This is a genomic window from Kitasatospora sp. NPDC059812 (genome assembly GCF_042732075.1).
In the GTDB taxonomy this organism is placed as follows: domain Bacteria; phylum Actinomycetota; class Actinomycetes; order Streptomycetales; family Streptomycetaceae; genus Kitasatospora.
The window spans coordinates 78,123-99,562 of the sequence record NZ_JBHWIO010000024.1; the positions used below are offsets into that span (position 1 = coordinate 78,123).

Here is a 21,440-nt window from a genome sequence, read left to right on the forward strand (position 1 = left end):
GGACGGATCATGTGCGGGCTGGCTGGTTTCCTCTCGACCTCGCTGCACCCCGGTGCCACCGCCGAGGTCATCACCTCGATGCTGTCGAACATCCACCACCGCGGGCCGGACGAGGCGGGCTACTACCTCGACGACGGCATGGCCATGGGGACGGTGCGGCTGGCCATCGTCGACCTCGCCGGTGGCTCGCAACCCATGTCGGACCCCTCCGGGCGCTACTGGATCTGCTTCAACGGCGAGATCTACAACCACATCGAACTCCGCGCGGAACTGGAGCGCCTCGGCCGCCCGTTCCGCACCGACCACTCCGACACCGAGGTCGTGCTCCAGGCCTGGATCCAGTGGGGGTCGGACTGCTTCACCCGGTTCAACGGCGCCTTCGCGGTCGCCATCAGGGACGCGGCGACCGGTGACCTGGTGCTGGCCCGCGACCGCTACGGCAAGCGCCCGCTGTTCTACGCCGACGCGGGCGGGGACTTCCTGTTCGCGTCCGAGATGAAGGCGTTCCGCGCCTTCCCCGGCTTCCGCTTCGAGTTCGACCCGAGGGAGCTGGCCACCACCTACGCCACGTGGACGCCGCTGCCCGACCGCACGCCGTTCCGGGGCGTGCGCCAGCTGCCGATGGGCTCCGTGCTGACCATCAGCGCGGGCCGCCGCTCGCTGCGCCCCTACGAGGACCTCGACTTCGACGTGCCCGGCTTCGACGGCACCGAGGCCGAGGCGATCGACATGCTCCGGCAGACCCTGCGCACCAGCGTGGAGCTGCGGCTGCGCTCCGACGTCGAGGTCGGCGTCTACCTGAGCGGCGGCCTGGACTCCTCGATCGTGACGAGGCTGGCCACCCAGCTCTCCCCGTACGAGGTCCGCACCTTCTCGGTGGCGTTCCAGGACAAGTCCTTCGACGAGTCCGACAGCCAGCGCCTGGTCGCCGAGCACCTGGGCACCCTGCACACCGCCGTCCCGATCACCAGCGAGGACATCACCGAGCACTTCCCGACCGCCGTGTACCACGCGGAGGTTCCGACCTTCCGCACCTCGTTCGTGCCGATGTTCCTGCTGTCCCGGCACGTCCGCGACGCCGGGATCAAGACCATCCTCAGCGGCGAGGGCGCCGACGAGGCCTTCCTCGGCTACTCGCTGTTCCGCGAGACCCTGCTGCGCGCGCGGTGGAACGAGCTGACCGACGGCGAGCGCCGCACCCGGCTGGCCGGCCTGCACCCGGAGCTGGAGCACTTCGGCTCCGCCCACCAGGCCCATCTGCTCGGCCTGTACCAGCAGTTCTCGGTGGAACGGCTGCCGGGCCTGTTCTCCCACGAGATGCGGTACCAGAACGGGAGGTTCGCGGCCCGGCTGCTCGCCGACCGGATGGACCCGTTCGCCGACCTGCTCGACCTCGTCGCCGGGACACCCGGCTACCCGGACATGCCCGCGATGCACAAGGCGCAGTGGCTGGAGTACAAGACGCTGCTGCCCGGATTCCTGCTGTCCACGCAGGGGGAGCGGGCCGCGCTGGCGCACAGCGTGGAGAACCGCTGCCCGTTCCTCGACCCCGCGGTGGTGCGCGCGGCCGCGTCGGTGAACCTGCGCTACGACGACGGCCAGGTCGAGAAGGCCATCCTGAAGAAGGCGTTCCGCGCCGAGCTCCCGGAGTGGACCACCAGCCGTCCCAAGCAGCCCTACCGCGCGCCGGGCAGCGCCGCCTTCAAGGACAGCCGCCCGGACTACCTGGAACTTCTGCTGTCCGACCGCGAGTTGGCCGGGATCGGCTGCCTGGACGCGAAGTTCGCCCGGCGCCTGGTCGACAAGATCATGACCTCGCCGGTGGAGGAGGTCAGCACCAAGGAGGACCAGACCTTCCTCTACCTGCTGACGACCGCCGTGCTCCACCAGCAGTTCGTGCGGGGCGGCGGTACGGCGCCGACCGGAGCGTCGGGCGCCGCGCTGAACCTGCGGACGACCGTGGACAACCGCCGTGCCGTGCAGCGAGTGGGGGAGAGCCGATGAGCACCGACGACATCGCGATCATCGGCCTGGCCCTGCGGTTCCCCGGCTCCGACACCCTGGTCGAGCTGTTCGACCACCTCGCGGCCGGGCGCTCGCTGATCACCGAGGTGCCCGCCGAACGCTGGTCCAAGGAACGCTACTTCGGCGATCCGCGCAGCGGCGAGGAGAAGACGTACAGCGTCTGGGCCGGGTTCATCGAGGACGCCGACCGCTTCGACGCCGCCTTCTTCAACATCTCCCCGCGCGAGGCGGAGACGATGGACCCGCAGCAGCGGTTCGCGCTGGAACTGGCCTGGAAGGCCATCGAGGACGCGGGCTACCGGGCGGGCGAACTCGCGGGCAGCCGCACCGGCGTCTTCATGGGCCTGTGCCACGGCGACTACGCCGAGCTGATCGAACGCGACGACGTGCCGACCGACGCCTACTTCCCGACCGGCACGGCCTACTCGATCGTCGCCAACCGGCTGTCCTACTACTTCGACTTCCACGGCCCCAGCATCGCCAACGACACCGCCTGCTCCAGCTCCCTGGTCTCGCTCTACGAGGCCGTCGCCGCCCTGCACAACGGCGACTGCGACCTGGCGCTGGCCGGCGGCGTGAACCTGTGCTGGTCGCCGAAGCTGTTCGTGGCGTTCAGCAAGGCGAGCATGCTCTCGCCCACCGGCCGCTCGCACGCCTTCGACCAGGACGCGGACGGCTTCGTCCGGGGCGAGGGCGGCGCCGTCCTGCTGCTCAAGCCGCTGGCCAGGGCGCTGGCGGACGGCGACCCCGTGCACGCGGTGATCAAGGGCGTCGGCACCAACCACGGCGGCAAGACCAACTCGCTGACCGTCACCAACCCGGTCGCCCAGGCCGCGCTGATCGAGGACGTCTACACCCGCGCCGGTGTGACGCCCGAGACGGTGAGCTACATCGAGGCCCACGGGCCCGGCACGCCGGTCGGCGACCCGATCGAGATCGTCGGCCTCAAGCGCGCCTTCCAGAGCCTGCACGACGCCCACGGGACGACGCCGCGGCCGGACAGCACCGGCATCGGCTCCATCAAGACCAATATCGGCCACCTGGAATCGGCCGCGGGCGTGGCCGGCGTGGTCAAGGTGATCGGCGCGATGGCCGCCGGGACCCTCCCGGCGACGGTCAACTTCCGGACCAGGAACCAACTGATCGACCTGGACGGCAGCCCGTTCTACATCGTCGGCGACACCCGGCCGTGGCCGGGCGGCGACGGGGCGCCGCGCCGGGCCGGCGTCAGCTCGTTCGGGTTCGGCGGGACCAACGCCCACGTCCTGCTGGAGGAGCACGTCGGCGGGCCGGTCGACCGTACCTCCGAGGCCGCGGGGCCGTACGTCGTCCCGCTGTCGGCGAAGAACCTGGAGCGGCTGCGGGTGCTGGCCGCCGGCCTGCGGGACCACCTGCTGGCACCGGAGACCGCGCTGCGGCCGCGCCAGGCGCTGGCCGACATCGCCCACACGCTCCAGGTCGGCCGCGAAGCGATGCGGGTCAGGACCGTGTTCCTGGTCTCGGACCGGGAGCAGCTCGCGGCCGCGCTGGAGTCCGTCGCGGACGGCGAGGTGCGCAACCCCGCCGGAGCAGGGACCGAACTGGTCGCGGCGGCACAGGACTGGGCGAACGGGGGCGGCGCCGACTGGCCCGGGCATCCCGGGGCGCGTCGCGTGCGGCTGCCGACCTACCCGTTCGCCCGGGACCGACACTGGTACGTCACACCGCCGGCCGAGGCGCCGGGCGCCGCGCTGCTGCACCCGCTCGTCCACCGCAACACCTCCGACCTGGCGCAGCAGCGCTACACCTCCACGTTCACCGGGGCCGAGCCCTTCCTGGCCTCGCACCTGGTCCGCGGCCGGCGGGTGCTGCCCGCGGTCGCGTACCTGGAGATGGCGCGGGCCGCGGTGGAGCGCGCGGCGGCCCGGGAGGGGGCCGTCCGGCTGCGCGACCTCGCATGGCTGCGGCCGATCGTCGTCGGCGAACCGGTCGACGTCGACCTCGCGCTGACGCCGCGCGGGGACGCGATCGCGTTCGAGTTCCGGCAGGGCGAGACGGTCCACAGCACGGGCACCGCCGAACTGGTCACCCTGCCGGACCCGTCACCGCTGGACCTGGACGCCCTGCGCGCCGCCTGCCGCACCACCCGTAGCACCGACGAGGTCTACGCCGCCTTCCGCGCCCAGGGCCTGGAGTACGGCCCGGCCATGCGCGCGCTGCGCGGGCTCCGGCTGGGCCGCGACGAGGCGATCGCCCGCATCCGGACCACCGGCGCCGACGGCTGCGTGCTGCCGCCGAGCGTCCTGGACGCCGCCTTCCAGACCTCCGTGGTCCTGACGGGCGCCGCCGCCGGCCCGACCCTGCCCTTCACCCTCGACGAACTCCAGGTGTACCGGCCCTGCCCGGCCGAGACCTGGGCCTGGGTGCGCCGCAGCGCCGGCTCCGGGGCGCTCACCACCTTCGACATCGACCTGTGCGACGGCGACGGCGTGATCAGCGCCAGCCTGCGGGGGCTCGCCCAGCGCACCACCGACGCGGGCCCGCGCGTCGTCACGGCGACCACCCGGTGGACCGACCGGCCGCTGGACGCGGACGGCGGCGCCACCCGCACCGCGCACCCCCTGACCCTGCCGGAGATCACCCGGGCGAGCCCGGCCGACGGCGTCGACGCCGCGACCGAGCAGGCGTTCGCCGAGGTCCAGCAGGTGCTCGCGTCCTCTCCCAGGACCGGGCACCGCTTCGTGGCCCTGGTCGACGCCCGGGTGCCGGCCCACTTCCACGCACCGCTGGCGGGCCTGTTCCGCACCGCCGCCCTGGAGAACCCGCTCGTCTCCGGCCGGGTCGTCCGGGTCGCCGGCCTGGACGCGGCCTCCGCCGAGCAGCTCGCGCGGATCGTGCGGGAGGAGTGCGCCGACGACTCCGCCGACACCGAGGTCCGCTACACCGCCGACGGCACCCGGCAGGTCCTGGAGCCCGTCGAGACACGGCTGGACGCCGGACCGCAGGTGCCCGCGCTGCGGGCCGGCGGCGTCTACTGGGTCACCGGCGGCCTGGGCGGCATCGGCCGCCACCTCGCCCGCTACCTGGGCCGCGCGGGGGCGACGGTCGTCCTGAGCGGACGCTCCCCGGCGGGCTCGGTGGACGCCCTGCGCGCGGACGGGGTCGACGCGCACTACCTGCCGGTCGACGTCGCCGACGCCGCAGGCGTGCGCGCCGCGGTCGACACGATCGTGCGCGAGCACGGGTCGCTCGACGGCGTCGTGCACGCGGCCGGTGTGCTGCGCGACCAGTACCTGCTGCGCAAGGACCTCGCCGACGTCGGCCTGGTGACGGCGCCGAAGGTCCGCGGCACGCTCAACCTCGACGCCGCCACCCGCCACCTCGACCTGGACTTCTTCGCGCTCTTCTCCTCGGTCGCCGGCGTCTACGGCAGCCCGGGGCAGTCCGATTATTCGGCGGCCAACGCCTTCCTGGACGCCTTCGCCCGGCACCGCCGGACGCTGGTCGACGCGGGCGAGCGCAACGGCCGGACCGTCGCGATCAGCTGGCCGCTGTGGGCCGACGGCGGCATGACGCTGGACGAGGTCACCCGCGACTCCCTGCGCCGCGAGCGCGGCTGGGAGGACCTGCCCACCGAGGACGGGCTGCGCGCCTTCGGCCGGGCCCTGCTCGCCGACGCCCCCGCGCACCTCGTCGTCGCCTACGGCGCCAAGGCCACCCTGGCCGCGCAACGCCGGGCGGCACCGGCCCCCGCGGCCCCGGCCACCGCCTCGTCCGCCACCGCTGCGCCGTCAGGCGGCGCGGGCGAGGGCGACCTGCTGCGGCGCACCGAGGAACTGCTCAGGGGGGTCGTCGCCGAGGTCCTGCGGCACGCCCCGGAGCACATCGAGTCGACCACCAACCTCATCGAGTACGGCATCGACTCGCTGAGCATCCTGGGGGTGACCGCCCAGCTGGAGAAGGTGTTCGGGCCGCTGTCCAAGACGATCTTCTTCGAGTACCTGAACATCGCCGAGGTGGCCGCGCACTTCGTGGAGACCCGGCGGGCGCAGCTGGAGGCGGTGCTGGGGGAGTCGGGGAAGGCCGAAACCCCGGAAGCCTTGGAAGAGCCGGTCGTACAGCCCGAGGCCCCGGCGGTCCAGCCCGAGGCCCCGGCCGCCCGGTTCGAGGCCCCGGCCGCGTCCGCCGTCACCGAGGTCCGCGAACCCGCGCGCGACGACCGGCACGACATCGCGATCATCGGAGTGTCCGGGCGCTACCCCGGCGCCGACACGATGGACGAGCTGTGGGAACTGCTGGAGAGCGGCCGGCACACCTTCGAGGAGGTCCCCGCCGACCGCTGGGGCCACGAGGCCATCTACGACAGCGACCGGTCCGTCCACGGCAAGAGCGTGATCCGGACCGGGACGTTCCTGCGCGACCTCGACAAGTTCGACCCCCGCTACTTCCGCATCTCCAAGCGCGAGGCCGAGCAGATGTCCCCGGAGGTGCGGCTGTTCCTCCAGTCGGGCGTGGAGGCGCTGGAGGACGCCGGCTACTCGCGGCAGACCATCCAGCGCCGCTACCAGGGCGACGTCGGCGTGCTCGTGGGGACCATGAGCAACCACTACAACCTGTACGGCTTCCAGAACAGCCTGACCAGGGGCGCGCCGCAGAGCGGCAGTTACACCGGGACGCTGCCCAACATGCTGTCCTACTTCTACGGCCTGACCGGGCCGTCGATCTTCCTGGACACCATGTGCTCGGCCTCGTCGACGTGCGTGCACCAGGCCGTGCAGATGCTGCGGGCCGGCGAGTGCCGGATGGTCGTCGCGGGCGGCGTCAACCTGATGCTGCACCCGTACAACCTGATCACCTCCTCGGAGGAGCACTTCACCACCGGCACCTCCGACGTGATCCGCAGCTTCGGCCACGGCGTGGACGGCACCATCCTCGGCGAGGGCGTCGGCGCGGTCGTATTGAAGCCGCTGGTCGACGCCGAGCGCGACGGCGACCACGTGTACGCCGTGATCAAGGGCACCGCCCTGTCCAACGCCGGGACGCGCAACGGCTTCACCGTGCCGAACCCGGGCATGCAGGCGCACGCGATCCAGAAGGCGATCGAGGACGCCGGCGTCGACCCGAGGACGATCGGCTACGTCGAAGGACACGGCTCGGGCACCGCGCTGGGCGACCCGATCGAGGTCCGCGCCCTGACATCGGCGTTCCGCAAGTACACCGAGGACCGCCAGTTCTGCGCCCTCGGCTCCGTCAAGGCCAACATGGGGCACCTGCTCGCGGCGGCTGGCATGATCGGCCTGGCCAAGGTGCTGCTCCAACTGCGGCACGGCAAGCTGGCGCCGTCCCTGCACAGCACGGAGCTCAACCCGGACATCGACTTCGCCGACACCCCCTTCCAGGTGCAGCAGAAGCTCGCCGACTGGCAGCCGATGGTCACCGAGGTGGACGGCCGCCAGGTCACCCACCCCCGGCGGGCCGGCATCACCTCGATCGGCGCCGGCGGCATGAACTCGCACATCATCCTGGAGGAGTACCCCGAACGGCCGGTGCGCCAAGAGCCCTTCGGCGAGCAGCTGTTCGTGTTCTCGGCGATGAACGAGGCCGCGCTCGGGCGCTACCTGGCCGTCTTCCGCGACCACCTCGCCGGGGCGCGGGAGGCCGACCTCCCCGACATCGCGTACACCCTGCGGGTCGGCAAGAACGAACTGCCGCACCGCTGGGCGTTCGTGGCGGGGGACCAGCGGTCCGCGCTGGCGGCCGTCGACGGCTACCTGGCCGGGCGGCGGGAACTGCCCGCGCACGAACTCGCCACCACCTGGGCCGGCGGCAAGACCGTCGACTGGGACCAACTGCCGACGGCACGCCGGGTGTCGCTGCCCGCCTACCCGTTCGAGAAGGTGCGCTGCTGGATCGAGCAGACCGACGGCGCGCCGTCCGTGCTGGCCCCGTTGGCGCTGCGCGAGCGGCTGCACCCCTTCCTGGGGCGCAACGAATCCGACGTCCGGGGCCTGCGCTACGCCCTGGACGTCCACCTCGCCGACCTGCTCGACTACGGCTACCGGCTGGCCAAGGCGCCGACCATCGTGCCCACCTTCGTGGTGGACCTCGCGCTGGCCGCCGCGAAGGTCAGCGGGTTCGCCGCCGAGGCGTCGGTCCACGACCTGCGCGTCCTGCGGCCGATCGACTGGTCCACGACCACGCGGCTCGTCACGGAGTTCGCCGACGGCCACGGCACCGTCCGGACCGGGGACGGGACGGCGGCGGTCGAGTTCACCGTGCGGGGGACGGCCACGGCGCCCTCCGGCAGGGTCGAGCCGGCGGGGCTGCGGGAGGTCCTCACCCGGGAGCAGTTCCTGGCCGAACTGGCCGAGGGCGGGCTGGACTACAAGCCGGCCTCGTGCGCGGTCGAGGGCGTGTTCCGCGCGCCGGACGGCCGGACGGTGCTGACCATCGGCAGTCCCGCGTTCCAGCAGGACCACGTCCGGCGCAACGTCACCGTCGAGCCGTTCGTGCTCGCGGCGATCGCCCAGGGCGTGCAGTGGGAGGCCAAGCGCGCCGGGGCGCCGGACTGGACCCTGGTCGCGCTCAACCAGGTCGCGGAGATCCGGGTGCGGGCCGGTTCGCCGGTCACGCACGTGGTCCTCGGCGACGACCGGATCCTGCTGCTCGGGGGCGCGGGCGAGGTCGTCGGGGAGCTGGCCGGGGTGCGGCGCGGTACCGGAGGGGTGGCGCCGGGCGATCGTCCGGCGCCGCAGGCCCGCCCGGTGCGAGAGCGGGAGCCGGTCGTGCCGGCTGAGCAGGCTGTACCGGTGGTGTCGGCGGTGTCGGGTGTCGTGGACGTCCTGCGCTCCATCGCCGCCGAGATCCTCAAGTTCGAGCCGGAGGAGCTCGACCCCGGCACCGGAATGGACGCGTTCGGCTTCGACTCCATCTCGCTGGTGACCTTCGCGAAGGAGATCCACGAGCGGTTCGGGGTCGTGGTCAGCCCGGCGGTGTTCTTCGACGTCAGCACCCTGGAGGCGCTGGGCGCCCACCTGGTCGACGAGCACGGTGCCACGGTGAAGGCCGAGGCTGAGGTGGAGGTCAAGATCAAGGCCGAACCCCAGCCCCAACCCCAGCCGCAGCCGGAGCCCCAGCCGGAGCCGGTTCGCACCGGGCCCGACCCGCGCCAGCCGGTCGCCGTCATCGGCGCGGCCGGGCGCTTCCCGGGCGCCCGCGACCTGGACGAGTACTGGGCGAACCTGCTGGCGGGCAAGGACTCCGTCACCGCGTTCCCGCTGCACCGCTACGACGAGGAGCAGCGCAAGGCCATCGAGGCCCAGGACTTCCCCCAACGGATCGGAGCCCTGGACGACGTCGACGCCTTCGACGCCGGCTTCTTCCGCATCCTGCCGCGCGAGGCCGAACTGATGGACCCGCAGCACCGCCTCGTCCTGGAGACGGTCTGGCAGGCGCTGGAGGACAGCGCGTACCGGCCCGCCGACCTGCCGACCAACACGGGCGTGTTCATCGGCGTCACCGGCAACGACTACGCGACGCTGCTCGCCACGCTCGGCGTGCGACCGGACGCCTTCACCTCGACCGGCACCACACACTCGATCCTGGCCAACCGCATCTCGTACCTGCTCGACGTGCGCGGCCCGAGCGAACCGATCGACACGGCCTGCTCCAGCTCGCTGGTGGCGGTGCACCGCGCGATCGAGGCAATCCGCTCCGGCACCTGCGACCTGGCCGTCGCGGGCGGGGTCAACGTGCTGCTCAGCACGGACACCTTCGTCAGCGCGCACCGCGCGGGCATGCTCAGCCCGGACGGCCTCTGCAAGACCTTCGACGCGGGCGCGAACGGCTACGTCCGCGGCGAGGGCGTCGGGGTGGTGGTGCTCAAGTCGCTGGCGGCGGCGGAGCGCGACGGGGACGCGATCCTCGGGGTGCTCCGGGGCAGCGCGTACAACCACGGCGGCCGGGCCAACTCGCTGACCGCGCCGAACGCCGACGCCCAGGCCGAGCTGGTGGCGGCCGCCGTCGGCGACCTCGACCCGGACACCATCGGCTACATCGAGACCCACGGCACCGGCACGGCCCTCGGCGATCCGGTGGAGGTCCGCGCGCTGCGCACCGCGTTCCGCCGGCTGGGCCGCAGCGACGACGGGGCGTGCGGCCTCGGCTCGGTCAAGACCAACATCGGCCACCTGGAGTCGGCCGCGGGCATCGCCGGGCTGCTGAAGGTGCTGCTCGCGCTCAAGCACGGCGTGCTGCCCGCGACCCAGCACCTCCAGGAGGTCAACCCGTACATCGAGCTGGCCGGCGGCCCGTTCCACATCGTGCGGGACAACGAGGCCTGGCCGCGCCCCCGCAGTGGTGACGGCGGCCCCGCGCCGAGGCGTGCCGGGGTGAGCAGCTTCGGGTTCGGCGGCGTCAACGCCCATGTGGTCGTCGAGGAGTACGTGCGCGGCGACCGGGACGGGGAGGGCGACGGCGGGCCGGTCGCGGTGCCGCTGTCGGCCCGCACCGCCCGGCAGCTGACCGACCGGGCCCGGGGCCTGCTCGCCCACTTGGAGTCCTCGGAGTCGGAGCAGGTCTCGCTGCGGTCCCTCGCGTGGAGCCTCCAGGTCGGCCGCGAGGAGATGGCGGAACGGGTCGGCTGGGTCGTCTCGTCCCGTGCCGAACTCGTCGACGCGCTCAGGGCGTTCGTCGCCACCGGCGAGCGCGGAGCCGAGCCGGAGCCGATCGGGCGGTGGGTCGGCGGGGGCGCCGTCGACTGGCGTTCGCTGCTCGGCGACGGCACGCCCCGGCGTGCGCACCTGCCCGGATACCCGTTCGCCCGGGACCGCTTCTGGGCCCCCGGCACCCGGCAGGAGAGCGGCACGACCCTGCTGACCGCCTGCTGGACGCCGACGCCCGCCGCCGCGACCGCCCGGTACGACCGGCACGTCGTCGTGCTGTGCGGGGTCGACGGGGAGGTGCCCGAGGCGATCCGCCTCGACACGGCCGAGCAGCGGCCGGAGAGCCGGTTCCGCGACCTGTCGTGGCAGCTGCTGGAGACCGTCCGCGGCCTCGACGCCCGGGACGGCACCACGCTCGTCCAGGTCGTCACGGCGGACCTCGCCCTCGCGGGCCTGCTGCGGACCGTCACCAAGGAGAACCCGCGGATCGTCGGCCAGGTCATCGGTATCGAAGGCGTCCAAGGCGTCCAAGGCACCGACCTGGCCGCCGTCGTCGCGGAGAACGCCCGCGCCGCCGACGACCTGGTGCTCTACCGCGACGGCGTCCGGCACACGCGCAGCTGGGCACCGGCCGAACTCCCGGGCACGGGTGCGGGTACGGGAACGGCCTCCGGCAAGCCCTGGCGGGACGGCGGCGTCTACCTGATCACCGGCGGGGCCGGCGGGATCGGCGCCTCGACGGCCCGGCGCATCGCCGCCGACGTCCGGCGGCCGACCGTCGTGCTGGCCGGACGCTCGCCGCAGGACGGCCGGATCGAGCGCCTGCTCGCCGAGTTGCGGCAGGCCGGTGCGGACGCGCGGTACGTGCGCGCCGACGTCTCCCGCTGGGAGGAGGTGCGGCACCTGGTCGCCGAGGCGGGCGCCGTCACCGGCATCGTGCACGCCGCCGGCGTGGTGCGGGACTCGCTGCTCGCGGACAAAACCGCCGAGCAGTGGGACGAGGTCCTCGCGACCAAGGTGGACGCTCTCGTGCACCTCGACCGGGCCACCGGGCACTGCCCGCTGGAGTTCGTGCTGACCTTCTCCTCGGGCGCCGCGATCACCGGCAACCCGGGGCAGTCCGACTACGCGACCGCCAACGCCTTCCTCGACGAGTTCGCCGCCGTACGCAACGCGCGGGTCGCCGAGGGGCTGCGCCGCGGGCGCACCCTGTCCATCGCCTGGCCGCTGTGGGAGGACGGCGGCATGCAGGTCGGCGAGCGGACCCGGGCCTACCTGTGGGAGGACCGGGGGCTGGCGCCGATGCCCACGGAAGCCGGGCTCACGGCGCTGGTCGACGCCTGGAACGCGGGGGCGGACCAGGTGTGGGTGCACCACGGCGACCCGGCGCGGGTGCCGACCGGAACGCCGGCCCCGGCCGCCGCGCCGACAACTCCTGCGTCGACAACTCCCGTGCCGAAGGCTCCCGTTCGTAGCGCCGATCCGAACGTCCTCGGCCACCTCCTCGCCCTGTTCGCCGAGGTCAGCGGGCTCGCCCCGGGCGCGGTCGACCCCGACCGCCCGCTGGTCGACATCGGCCTGGACTCGGTGATGGTCATCCAGCTCAACCGGGAGCTGGTGCGGACGTACCCCGAGGTCTCGTCGACGATCTTCTACGAGCACCCGACCCTGCGGGCCGTGGCCGGTCAACTCGCCGGCCTCCGGCGGGAACCGGCGCACCAGCGGGCGGTCACGGCCGGCCGGCCGGTGGCGGGCGACCAGCCGGCGGCGGCCGCCGAGCAGCGGGCCACCAGCGCTCAGCCGACCGCCGTCCCCGACCAGCCGGCGCCCGGCGCCGACGACCCGATCGCGGTGATCGGGCTGAGCGGCCGCTACCCGGGCGCCGCCGACCTGGACGAGTTCTGGGAGAACCTCACGGCGGGCCGCGACTGCGTCCGCGAGGTGGACCGCTGGCCGCTGGACGGCTTCTTCGAGCCGGACCGCAACACGGCGGTGGCCACCGGCCGCAGCTACAGCAAGTGGGGCGGCTTCCTGGACGACTTCGCCGCGTTCGATCCCCGGTTCTTCGGCATCGCCCCGCGCGACGCCTACGCCATGGACCCGCAGGAGCGGCTGTTCGTGCAGGCGGCGTGGGAGGTGCTGGAGGACGCCGGGTACACGAGGGCGCGCCTCGCCGAGCGCCACGGCCACGGTGTCGGGGTGTTCGCCGGCGTCACCAAGGTCGGCCACGCCCGGCACGAGGTGGGCCGGCTGCCCTCGGGTGAACTCGTGGTGCCCGGCCTGTCGTTCGCCTCGCTGAGCGCCCGCGCCTCCTACCTGCTCGACCTGCGCGGGCCGAGCCTGACGATCGACACCATGTGCTCGGCTTCACTGACCGCGATCCACGAGGCGTGCGAACAACTCCGGCGCGGTGCCTGCGAGGTGGCGATCGCCGGCGGCGTGAACCTCTACGCGCACCCGCTGGACTACGTCGAGCTGTGCCGCTCCGGGATGCTCTCGCCCGACCAGCACTGCCGCAGCTTCGGCACCGGCGGCCACGGGTTCGTGCCCGGTGAGGGCGTCGGGTGCGTGCTGCTCAAGCCGCTGTCCCGCGCGGTGGCCGACGGGGACCGCGTGCTCGCGGTGATCCGGGGCTCCAGCGTCAACCACGGCGGCCGCTCCACCGGTTACACCGTGCCGAGCCCGGTCGCCCAGGCCGATGTCGTCCGGCGGGCGCTGGACCAGGCCGGGGTCTCCGCCCAGCAGGTCGGCTACGTCGAGGCGCACGGCACCGGCACCGAACTGGGCGACCCGATCGAGATCACGGGCCTGACCAAGGCCTTCGAACAGGACACCGTGGAGCGGCAGTTCTGCGCGATCGGCTCGGTGAAGTCCGGCATCGGCCACCTGGAGGCCGCGGCCGGGGTGGCCGGTCTGACAAAGGTCCTGCTCCAGCTCAAGCACCGGCAGCTCGTACCGAGCCTGCACGCCGAACAGCTCAACCCGAACATCAGCTTCGAACGGACCCCGTTCCGGGTCCAGCGCGAACTGAGCCCGTGGCACTGCGACGGCCCGCGGATCGCGGCGGTGTCCTCCTTCGGTGCCGGCGGCTCGAACGCGCACGTGATCGTCGAGGAGTATTCCGTGCAGCCCACCGACGGCGCGATCAACGGCGCCGAACAAGCCCAACACGTCCAAAACGTCGAACAATCCCCACACGTCGTCGTCCTCTCCGCGAGGACTCCCGACCAGCTCACCGCGTCCGTCGACCGGCTGGCCGGGTTCCTCGACCGCAACCCGGACACCGCCCTCGCCGACCTGGCCTTCACGCTCCAGGTCGGGCGGGAGGCGATGGCCGAGCGGTACGCGGTCGCGGTCTCGTCGACGGCGGAGCTGAGGGTCGCCCTGCGGGCCGGCCGGGGGCACCGGGGCACCGCCGGGGAATCCGGCGGACTGCTCGCCGAGATCACCGGTGACGACGAACTCCAGGAACTGCTGGTCCGGCAGTGGATCGCGGCCGGCAAGCTGTCCAAGCTCGCGGCGCTGTGGGCGGCCGGCGCCGAGGTGGACTGGGAGCGCCTGCACCAGGGCGCGCCGCGCCGGGTGGTGTCGTTGCCGACGTACCCGTTCGCCAAGGAGCGGTTCTGGATCGGCGACCTGACCCGGCAGGAACCGGCACCCGTGGCCGCACCTGCGCCCGCTCCGCTGCTCGCGCCGGTCGCGGCGCCGATCGTCCAACCTGCTTTCACACAAAGGGAATTGGACGAGATCGTGCCCGCCGTGGTGCGGGAGAAGATCGCCCGCGCGCTGGCGATGGAGGTCGAGGAGGTCGAGGGCGGGCTGGCGTTCGCCGACTACGGCCTGGACTCGATCCTGGCGATCCGCGTGGTCGACCAGCTCAACGGCGCGCTGACGCTGGACCTGCCGACCAGCGTGGTCTTCGACTTCAGCACGGCCGACCGGCTGGCCGAGCACCTGCTCGCCGAGTACCGGGGCGTCATCGTCCACACGGAGGGCGCGACGGAGCCGGCGGACGCACGGGAGAGCGCCCCGCCGCCGGTCGTGCAGCCCGTACGACCCGTGGCGGCCGGGCAGCCGCACAGCGGCACCGGGAGCGCGGAGCGCGGGCCGATCGCGGTGATCGGCATGAGCGGCCGCTTCGCCGGCGCCGACTCGCTGGACGAACTCTGGACGCACCTGGCCGACGGCGACGACCTGGTCACCGAGGCGACCCGGTTCGACCTCGACGGCCTGAGCGCCTGCACCCGGGGCGGCTTCCTCGACCGCATCGACGAGTTCGACGCGATGTTCTTCAACATCTCCGGCACCGAGGCCGCGGTGATGGACCCGCAGCAGCGGCTGCTGCTCGAAGAGTCCTGGAAGGCCCTGGAGGACGCCGGCTACGCGGGCCGGATGGGCCGGGCGCGCTGCGGCGTCTACGTCGGGGCGTGGGCCGGCGACTACCAGGGACTGCTGGATCCGGAGGCTCCGGCGCAGACCCTGTGGGGCAACATGACCTCGGTCATCCCGAGCCGGGTGTCGTACTTCCTCGACCTCAAGGGCCAGGCGATCGCCGTCGACACGTCGTGCTCCAGCTCGCTGGTGGCGATCGACCTGGCGTGCAAGGACCTGTGGTCCGGCGAGACCTCGATGGCGCTGGCGGGCGGGGTGTTCCTCCAGTCCACGCCGCGGCTGTACCGGCTCGCGGGCCGCGCCGGGATGCTGTCGCCGACCGGCCGCTGCCACACCTTCGACCACCGCGCCGACGGCTTCGTGCCCGGCGAGGGCGTCGGAGTCGTGGTGCTCAAGAGGCTCGCGGACGCGCTGGCCGACGGCGACCACATCCACGGCGTGATCAAGGCCAGCGGCGTCAACCAGGACGGCGCCACCAACGGGATCACCGCGCCGAGTTCGGTGTCCCAGGAGAGCCTGCTCGGCGAGGTGTACGAGCGGTTCGGCGTCGACGTGGAGCGGATCGGACTCGTCGAGGCGCACGGCACCGGCACCAAGCTCGGCGACCCGATCGAGTTCCAGGCGCTGAACCGGGCGTTCCGCGCCCGCACCGACCGGACGGAGTACTGCGCGGTCGGCTCGCTGAAGACCAACATCGGCCACACCCAGTTCGCGGCGGGCATCGCGGGCGTGCTGAAGGTGCTGCTGGCGATCAAGCACCGGAAGATCCCCGCCTCGCTGCACTTCGAGACCGCCAACGAGGCGATCCCGCTGGCGGGGAGCCCGTTCTACCTGAGCACCCGCACCCACGACTGGGAGAGCCCCGCCGGGGTGCCGCGCTGCGGGGTGGTGAGCTCCTTCGGTGCCAGCGGCACCAATGCGCACCTGGTCATCGAGGAGGCCCCGGCCGTCGCGAACACCGCCGCGAACACCGCCGCGCGCACCGCCGCCGCGCCGCGGACGGACCACGTGGTGCTCCTCTCGGCCCGGACGGAGGAGCAACTCCTCGAACAGCGGCGCCGATTGGCGCTCCACGTCCGCGCCCACGCGTCGATCGACCTCGGCGACCTCGCCTACACCCTGGCCGTCGGCCGGCAGCGCTTCGCCCACCGCTTCGCCTGCGTGGTCCGTGACCGCGACGAGCTGATCCAGGTGCTGGACGGCACCGCCCCGGCGCGGCTGCCCGACGACGACCGGGCGCCGGCCGAGGGCCGACGCATCCCGCTGCCGACCTACCCGTTCGCCCGGGACCGCCACTGGGCCCCGACCGGCGACGGCGACAGCAGCGACAGTGGCAACGGCAACAACGTCACGCTGACCCGCACCGACGGCCTGCTGCGCGACCACGTGGTGCAGGGCCGTCACCTCCTGCCCGCGGTCGCCTACCTCGAACTCGCCCGCAAGGCGCTGGGCGCCACCCGGGTGCGGATGCGCAACGTCACGTGGGTGCAGCCGCTGGAGGTCGCGGACACCCCGGTCGACGTCCGGGTCGAGGTCCGCGCGAGCGAGCAGGGCGGGCACCGGTTCGAGATCGGCACCGGCTCCACCGTGTGCTGCGAGGGCGCCATCGCGCCGTCCGACGCCCCGCGCCCGGCACCGGTCGACCTCGCCGCGCTGCGCGCGGACTGCCGGGAGACCGTGTCCGGCGAGCGGATCCACGAGGCCCTGGTGGCGATGGGCATCGACCACGGCCCGAGCCTGCGGGCGATCCGGCAGGCGCACGTCGGCTCCGGTCTCGTCCTCGCCGAACTCGCCCTGCCCGGTTCGGCGGAGCCCGGACCGCTGGCGCCCGCGATGCTGGACTCGGCGATCCAGGCGGCCGTCGCACCCCACCTCACCGGCATGCGGGACACCGCCGTGCCGTTCGCCCTGGACCGGCTCGACCTGTTCGCCCCGTGCCGGGCGGCGATGTGGGCCGTGGTGCGCGGCGGCGCCGCCGGGCCGCTCGACAAGCTCGACATCGACCTGGTCGACGCCGACGGCGCGGTCTGCGTGCGGCTGACCGGCTACACCTCGCGCCGCACCGTCCGCAGCGAACCCGCGCTGTACGCGCCCGTCTGGGACCCGACCACCGCGACCGACGCGCCCGTGCCCGCCGGCACCGACCGGGTCCTGGTCGTCGGCGGACCGGCACCGCTCGACGGCGCGCTGACCTGGCCGCTGCCGCCGTCCGCCTCCGTCGAGGAGGTGACCGCCGCACTGCGCGACCTCGGACCGGTCGACCACCTGGTCTGGACGGCGCCCGAGCCCAAGCTCGACCCCGTCGACGCCGCCGGGTACACGGCCGCCCAGAACGACGGCGTCGTCGCCGCGTTCCGCCTGATCAAGGCGCTGATCGGAGCCGGGTACGACGCCCGGCCGCTGGGGATCACGCTGATCACCACCCGCGCGCTCGCCACCCACGCCGACGACCCCGTCCAGCCGGCGCACGCCGGGCTGCACGGCCTGTTCGGCTCCCTGGGGCGCGAGTACGAGCAGTGGAGCGTCCGGCGCGTCGACCTCGACGGCCCCGACTGGCCCGCCGACCTCACCGCCCTGCCCGCCCGCTCGTCCGAGGACGCCTGGGTCCGACGGGCCGGCCAGTGGCTGGCCCGGCACTGGGCGCCGTGCGAGGCGCCCGCGCGACCGGTCTACCGCGAGGGCGGCGTCTACGTGGTGATCGGCGGCGCCGGCGGCCTGGGCACCGCCTGGACCCAGCACGTGGTGCGGCAGTACGGCGCACACGTCACCTGGATCGGCCGCAGCGCACCCGACGCGGCCATCGAGGAACGGCTCCGCTCCGTCCAGGGGCGCGGCACCGTCCGCTACCTCAGCGCCGACGCCGGGGACCCGGCCGCGCTGCGCCGGGCCGTCGGCGAGGTCAAGGAGCGCCACCCGCGGATCGACGGGGTCGTGCAGGCCGCGCTCGTCCTGCGGGACAGCACCTTCGCCCGGATGGACGAGGCCACCCTGCGCGCGGGGCTGGCGGCCAAGGTCGACGTCACGACGGCGATGGCCGAGGTCTTCGACGGCGAGCACCTGGACTTCGCCGTGCTGCTGTCGTCGATGCAGTCCTTCACCACGGCGGCCGGCCAGGGCAACTACGCGGCCGGCTGCACCTTCAGCGACGCCTACGCGCACGCGCTCGGACAGCACTGGGACACCCCCGTCAGGGTCATGAACTGGGGGTGGTGGGGCAACCTCGGGAGCGTCACGTCCGAGTTCTACCGGGAACGGCTGAGCCGGGTCGGCCTGGTGTCGATCGAGCCGCGCGAGGGGCTCGCCGCCCTGGACGCCCTGCTCGGCGGGGACCAGCGGCAGCTGGCCTTCGTGAAGACCAACCAGCACAACACCCTGGCGAACTTCGACCGTGCCACCCAGGTCACCGTGCACGGCCGGACACCCTCCCGGGTGCGCGGCGAGCTGCTGCTCGCGCCGGAGAGCGTGGACGGCCTGATGGACGAGGTCGTGCGGTGGCGCCGGACCGAGCGGGACCCGTGGCTGGCGAAGGTCCTGGCGGCCCAGCTGGCGACCGTCGACCACGCCGCGATCCTGCCGGTGTACGCCGACTGGCTGGAGCACGCCCGGCGGGCCACCGTCCCGGCCGGGCCGACGGAGGCCGTGTCCACGGCGGGCGTGCTCGCGGAGGCCGTGCTCGCGCAGTGGGACCGGCAGTGCGAGTCCTGGTCGGCCGACGCCGACCGCAAGGCCGAACTGCGGCTCGCCTCCGCCATGCTCCGTGCGCTGCCGGACATCGTGACCGGCCGGACCAGGCCCACCGACGTCATGTTCCCGCGCGGTTCGGTGGAGCTGGTGGAGGGCTGCTACCGCAACAACCACGTCGCGGACGTGTTCAACCGCGCCATGGCCGGCGCCGCCGTCGCCGTCGTGTCGGAGCGGCTGCGCCGCGAACCGGGCGCGCGGCTGCGGATCCTGGAGATCGGCGCCGGCACCGGCGGCACCAGCGCCGGGATGTTCGCCGCGCTCAAGCCGTACCAGGAGAGCATCGAGACGTACGTCTACACGGACCTCTCCAAGGCCTTCCTCAACCACGCCCGCGCCACCTACGGGCCGGGCGTGCCCTACCTGGACTGCCGACTGCTCAACATCGAACGGCCGCTGGCCGGGCAGGACGTCGGCGAGGGCGGGTTCGACCTGGTGATCGCCGCCAACGTGCTGCACGCGACCAAGGACACCCGCAACACCCTGCGCAACGCCAAGGCCGCGATGCGGGCCGGCGGGTGGCTGCTGCTGAACGAGCTGTCGGCCTTCGACCTGTTCAGCCACGTCACCTTCGGGCTGCTGGAAGGCTGGTGGCTGTTCGACGACCGCTCGCTGCGGATCCCGGGCTCGCCGGCGCTGTCGCCGGAGAACTGGCGGGACGTACTGGCGGGGGAGGGCTTCGGGACGGTCGTGTTCCCGCTGCCGCAGGCGCTGCCGCTGGGGCAGCAGGTCATCGCGGCGGAGAGCGACGGGGTGGCCCGGCAGGCGGTCGGGACCAGGCCGAAGGGCGCCACCCGGCCGGCGCCTGCTGCGGCGCCTGTCGCGGCGCCAGTCGCCGTGCCTGCCGTGGTGCCGACTGTGCTGCCTGCTGCGGCGCCGACTGCGGTGCCGACGCCCCGGCCGGAGCCCGCGCCCGCCCCGGCGGCCGTGAGCCCCGCGCCCGCCCCCGCCCCCTCCACCGCGCCGTCGTCGCGCTCCGACCTGTCCGCGCTCATCCTCGACAAGGCCGCGGCCGTGCTCGGCATCCCGGCCGAGCGGATCGACACCGCGGCCCCGCTCACCCACTACGGCCTGGACTCGATCCTGGTCCTCCAGCTCACCAACGCCCTGCGCGAGGAGTTCGGTGACGACGTCCCGGCGACCCTGCTCTTCGACGTCGAGACCGTCGACGGCCTGTGCGCCCACTTCGCCGGTGCAGGGGCCGCCGCGACGGCCACGGCGGATGCCCAGGCCGGCCCGGCGGGCGAGCGGTGGAACCTCTCGTGCGGCCAGCTGACCATGTACCGCGACCAGCAGCGCTCGCCGGAGTCGACCGCGTACAACCTCCCGCTCCTCTTCGAGATCCACGGCGAGCTGGACGAAGCCGCCCTGGAGCGGGCGATCCGTGCCCAGAGCGGCATCCACCCGGTGCTGAGCGCCGTCTTCGGCGAGCGGGACGGCGCGCCGTTCATGGACATCGACCCGGGCCGGGCGCCGTCCTTCGAGCGGGTCGACCTCACGGCCACCAAGCGCGCCGCCCAACTGGCCGGGCTGCGGGACTTGGTGAACCTCCCGTTCGACCTGGCGACGGGCCCGCTGGTCCGCGCGCACCTGGTCTCCCTCGCAGGGGGGCGGCGCCTGCTGCTGATCACCGCGCACCACATCCTGCTGGACGGCACGTCCACGGCGGTCCTGATCCGCACGCTCAAGGAGGCCTACCAGGGCCGGGGGAGCCTGAGTCGCACGAGCTACGGCGACTTCGTCGCCTGGGAGGAGGCGCTGCTCGCCGGCCCGCGCGCACGGCAGCACCGGGACTACTGGCTGCGGGAGTTGGCAGGCCATCGACCGGCGCTCGCGCTGCCCTACGACCGGCCGTACGACCCCAAGCGGATGCCCCGGGTGGACGTGGCGACGGTCAAGCTGCCGCCGCCGCTGGCCGCCGCCCTGGCCGACGCGGCGCGCGAGCACCGGGTCAGCGTCGCCACCGTGCTGTTCGCGACGTACGTGCGGTTCCTGCACCGGCTGACCGGGCAGGACGACCTGGTCCTCGGCATGACGGCGGCCGCCCGCTACGAGGAGCGGTTCCAGGACGTCGTCGGCCAGTTCGCGAACTGCCTGCCGATCCGCTGCACGGCCGTCGGCGGCTTCCCCGAGCTGCTGAAGTCCCTGCAGCGCAAGGTGGTCGGCGGCATCGAGCACGGCGGCTACCCGCTGCTGGAGATCGCCCGGGCCGTGGGCGCGGACGACGAACCGCTGGTCCTGACCAACTTCCTGTTCCAGAACTTCGACGGCGCCGACCTGCTGACCAACGCGGCCCCGGCCGCGTCCGGCGAGTTGGACCTGCGGCTGTTCGACGACCTGCCCTACGCCGGGGAGTACGTCCTCGCCGCCGAGTCCTACCGGGACGGCGAGGGGTTCAAGGTCTTCCTCAAGTACGACGCGAACGTCTTCGACGAGGCCACCGCGCGGAGCATGACGGAGGAGTGGTACGCGGTCATCCGCAAGGAGCTGGGCCTGCGGTAGGCCCTTCCACAGACCGCCCCCGAAACCCGGAAGCGGGGGGGGCCCCCCGGGAGCGCGCCGCCGGGCGCGGGCCCCCGCGGGGGCCAGCGCCGGGCGCGCGCGGGCGGGGGGTCCCCCCCCGGGCTGCGGGCGGGGGCG

The 21,440-nt window shown here is 73.6% G+C and carries 2 protein-coding genes; both read left to right on the forward strand.

Annotated elements, in window-relative coordinates:
* Positions 1 to 9 precede the first annotated feature (9 nt).
* Entirely contained in the window at positions 10 to 2,004 is a 1,995-nt protein-coding gene (gene asnB / locus ACFV6D_RS15300; protein WP_380560012.1) for an asparagine synthase (glutamine-hydrolyzing), read from the forward strand.
* Positions 2,001 to 21,302, forward strand: coding sequence for an SDR family NAD(P)-dependent oxidoreductase (locus ACFV6D_RS15305; RefSeq protein ID WP_380560014.1), 19,302 nt, complete (start codon positions 2,001 to 2,003; stop codon positions 21,300 to 21,302). The genes asnB and ACFV6D_RS15305 overlap by 4 nt, the downstream gene beginning before the upstream one ends.
* Positions 21,303 to 21,440: the final 138 nt, after the last annotated feature.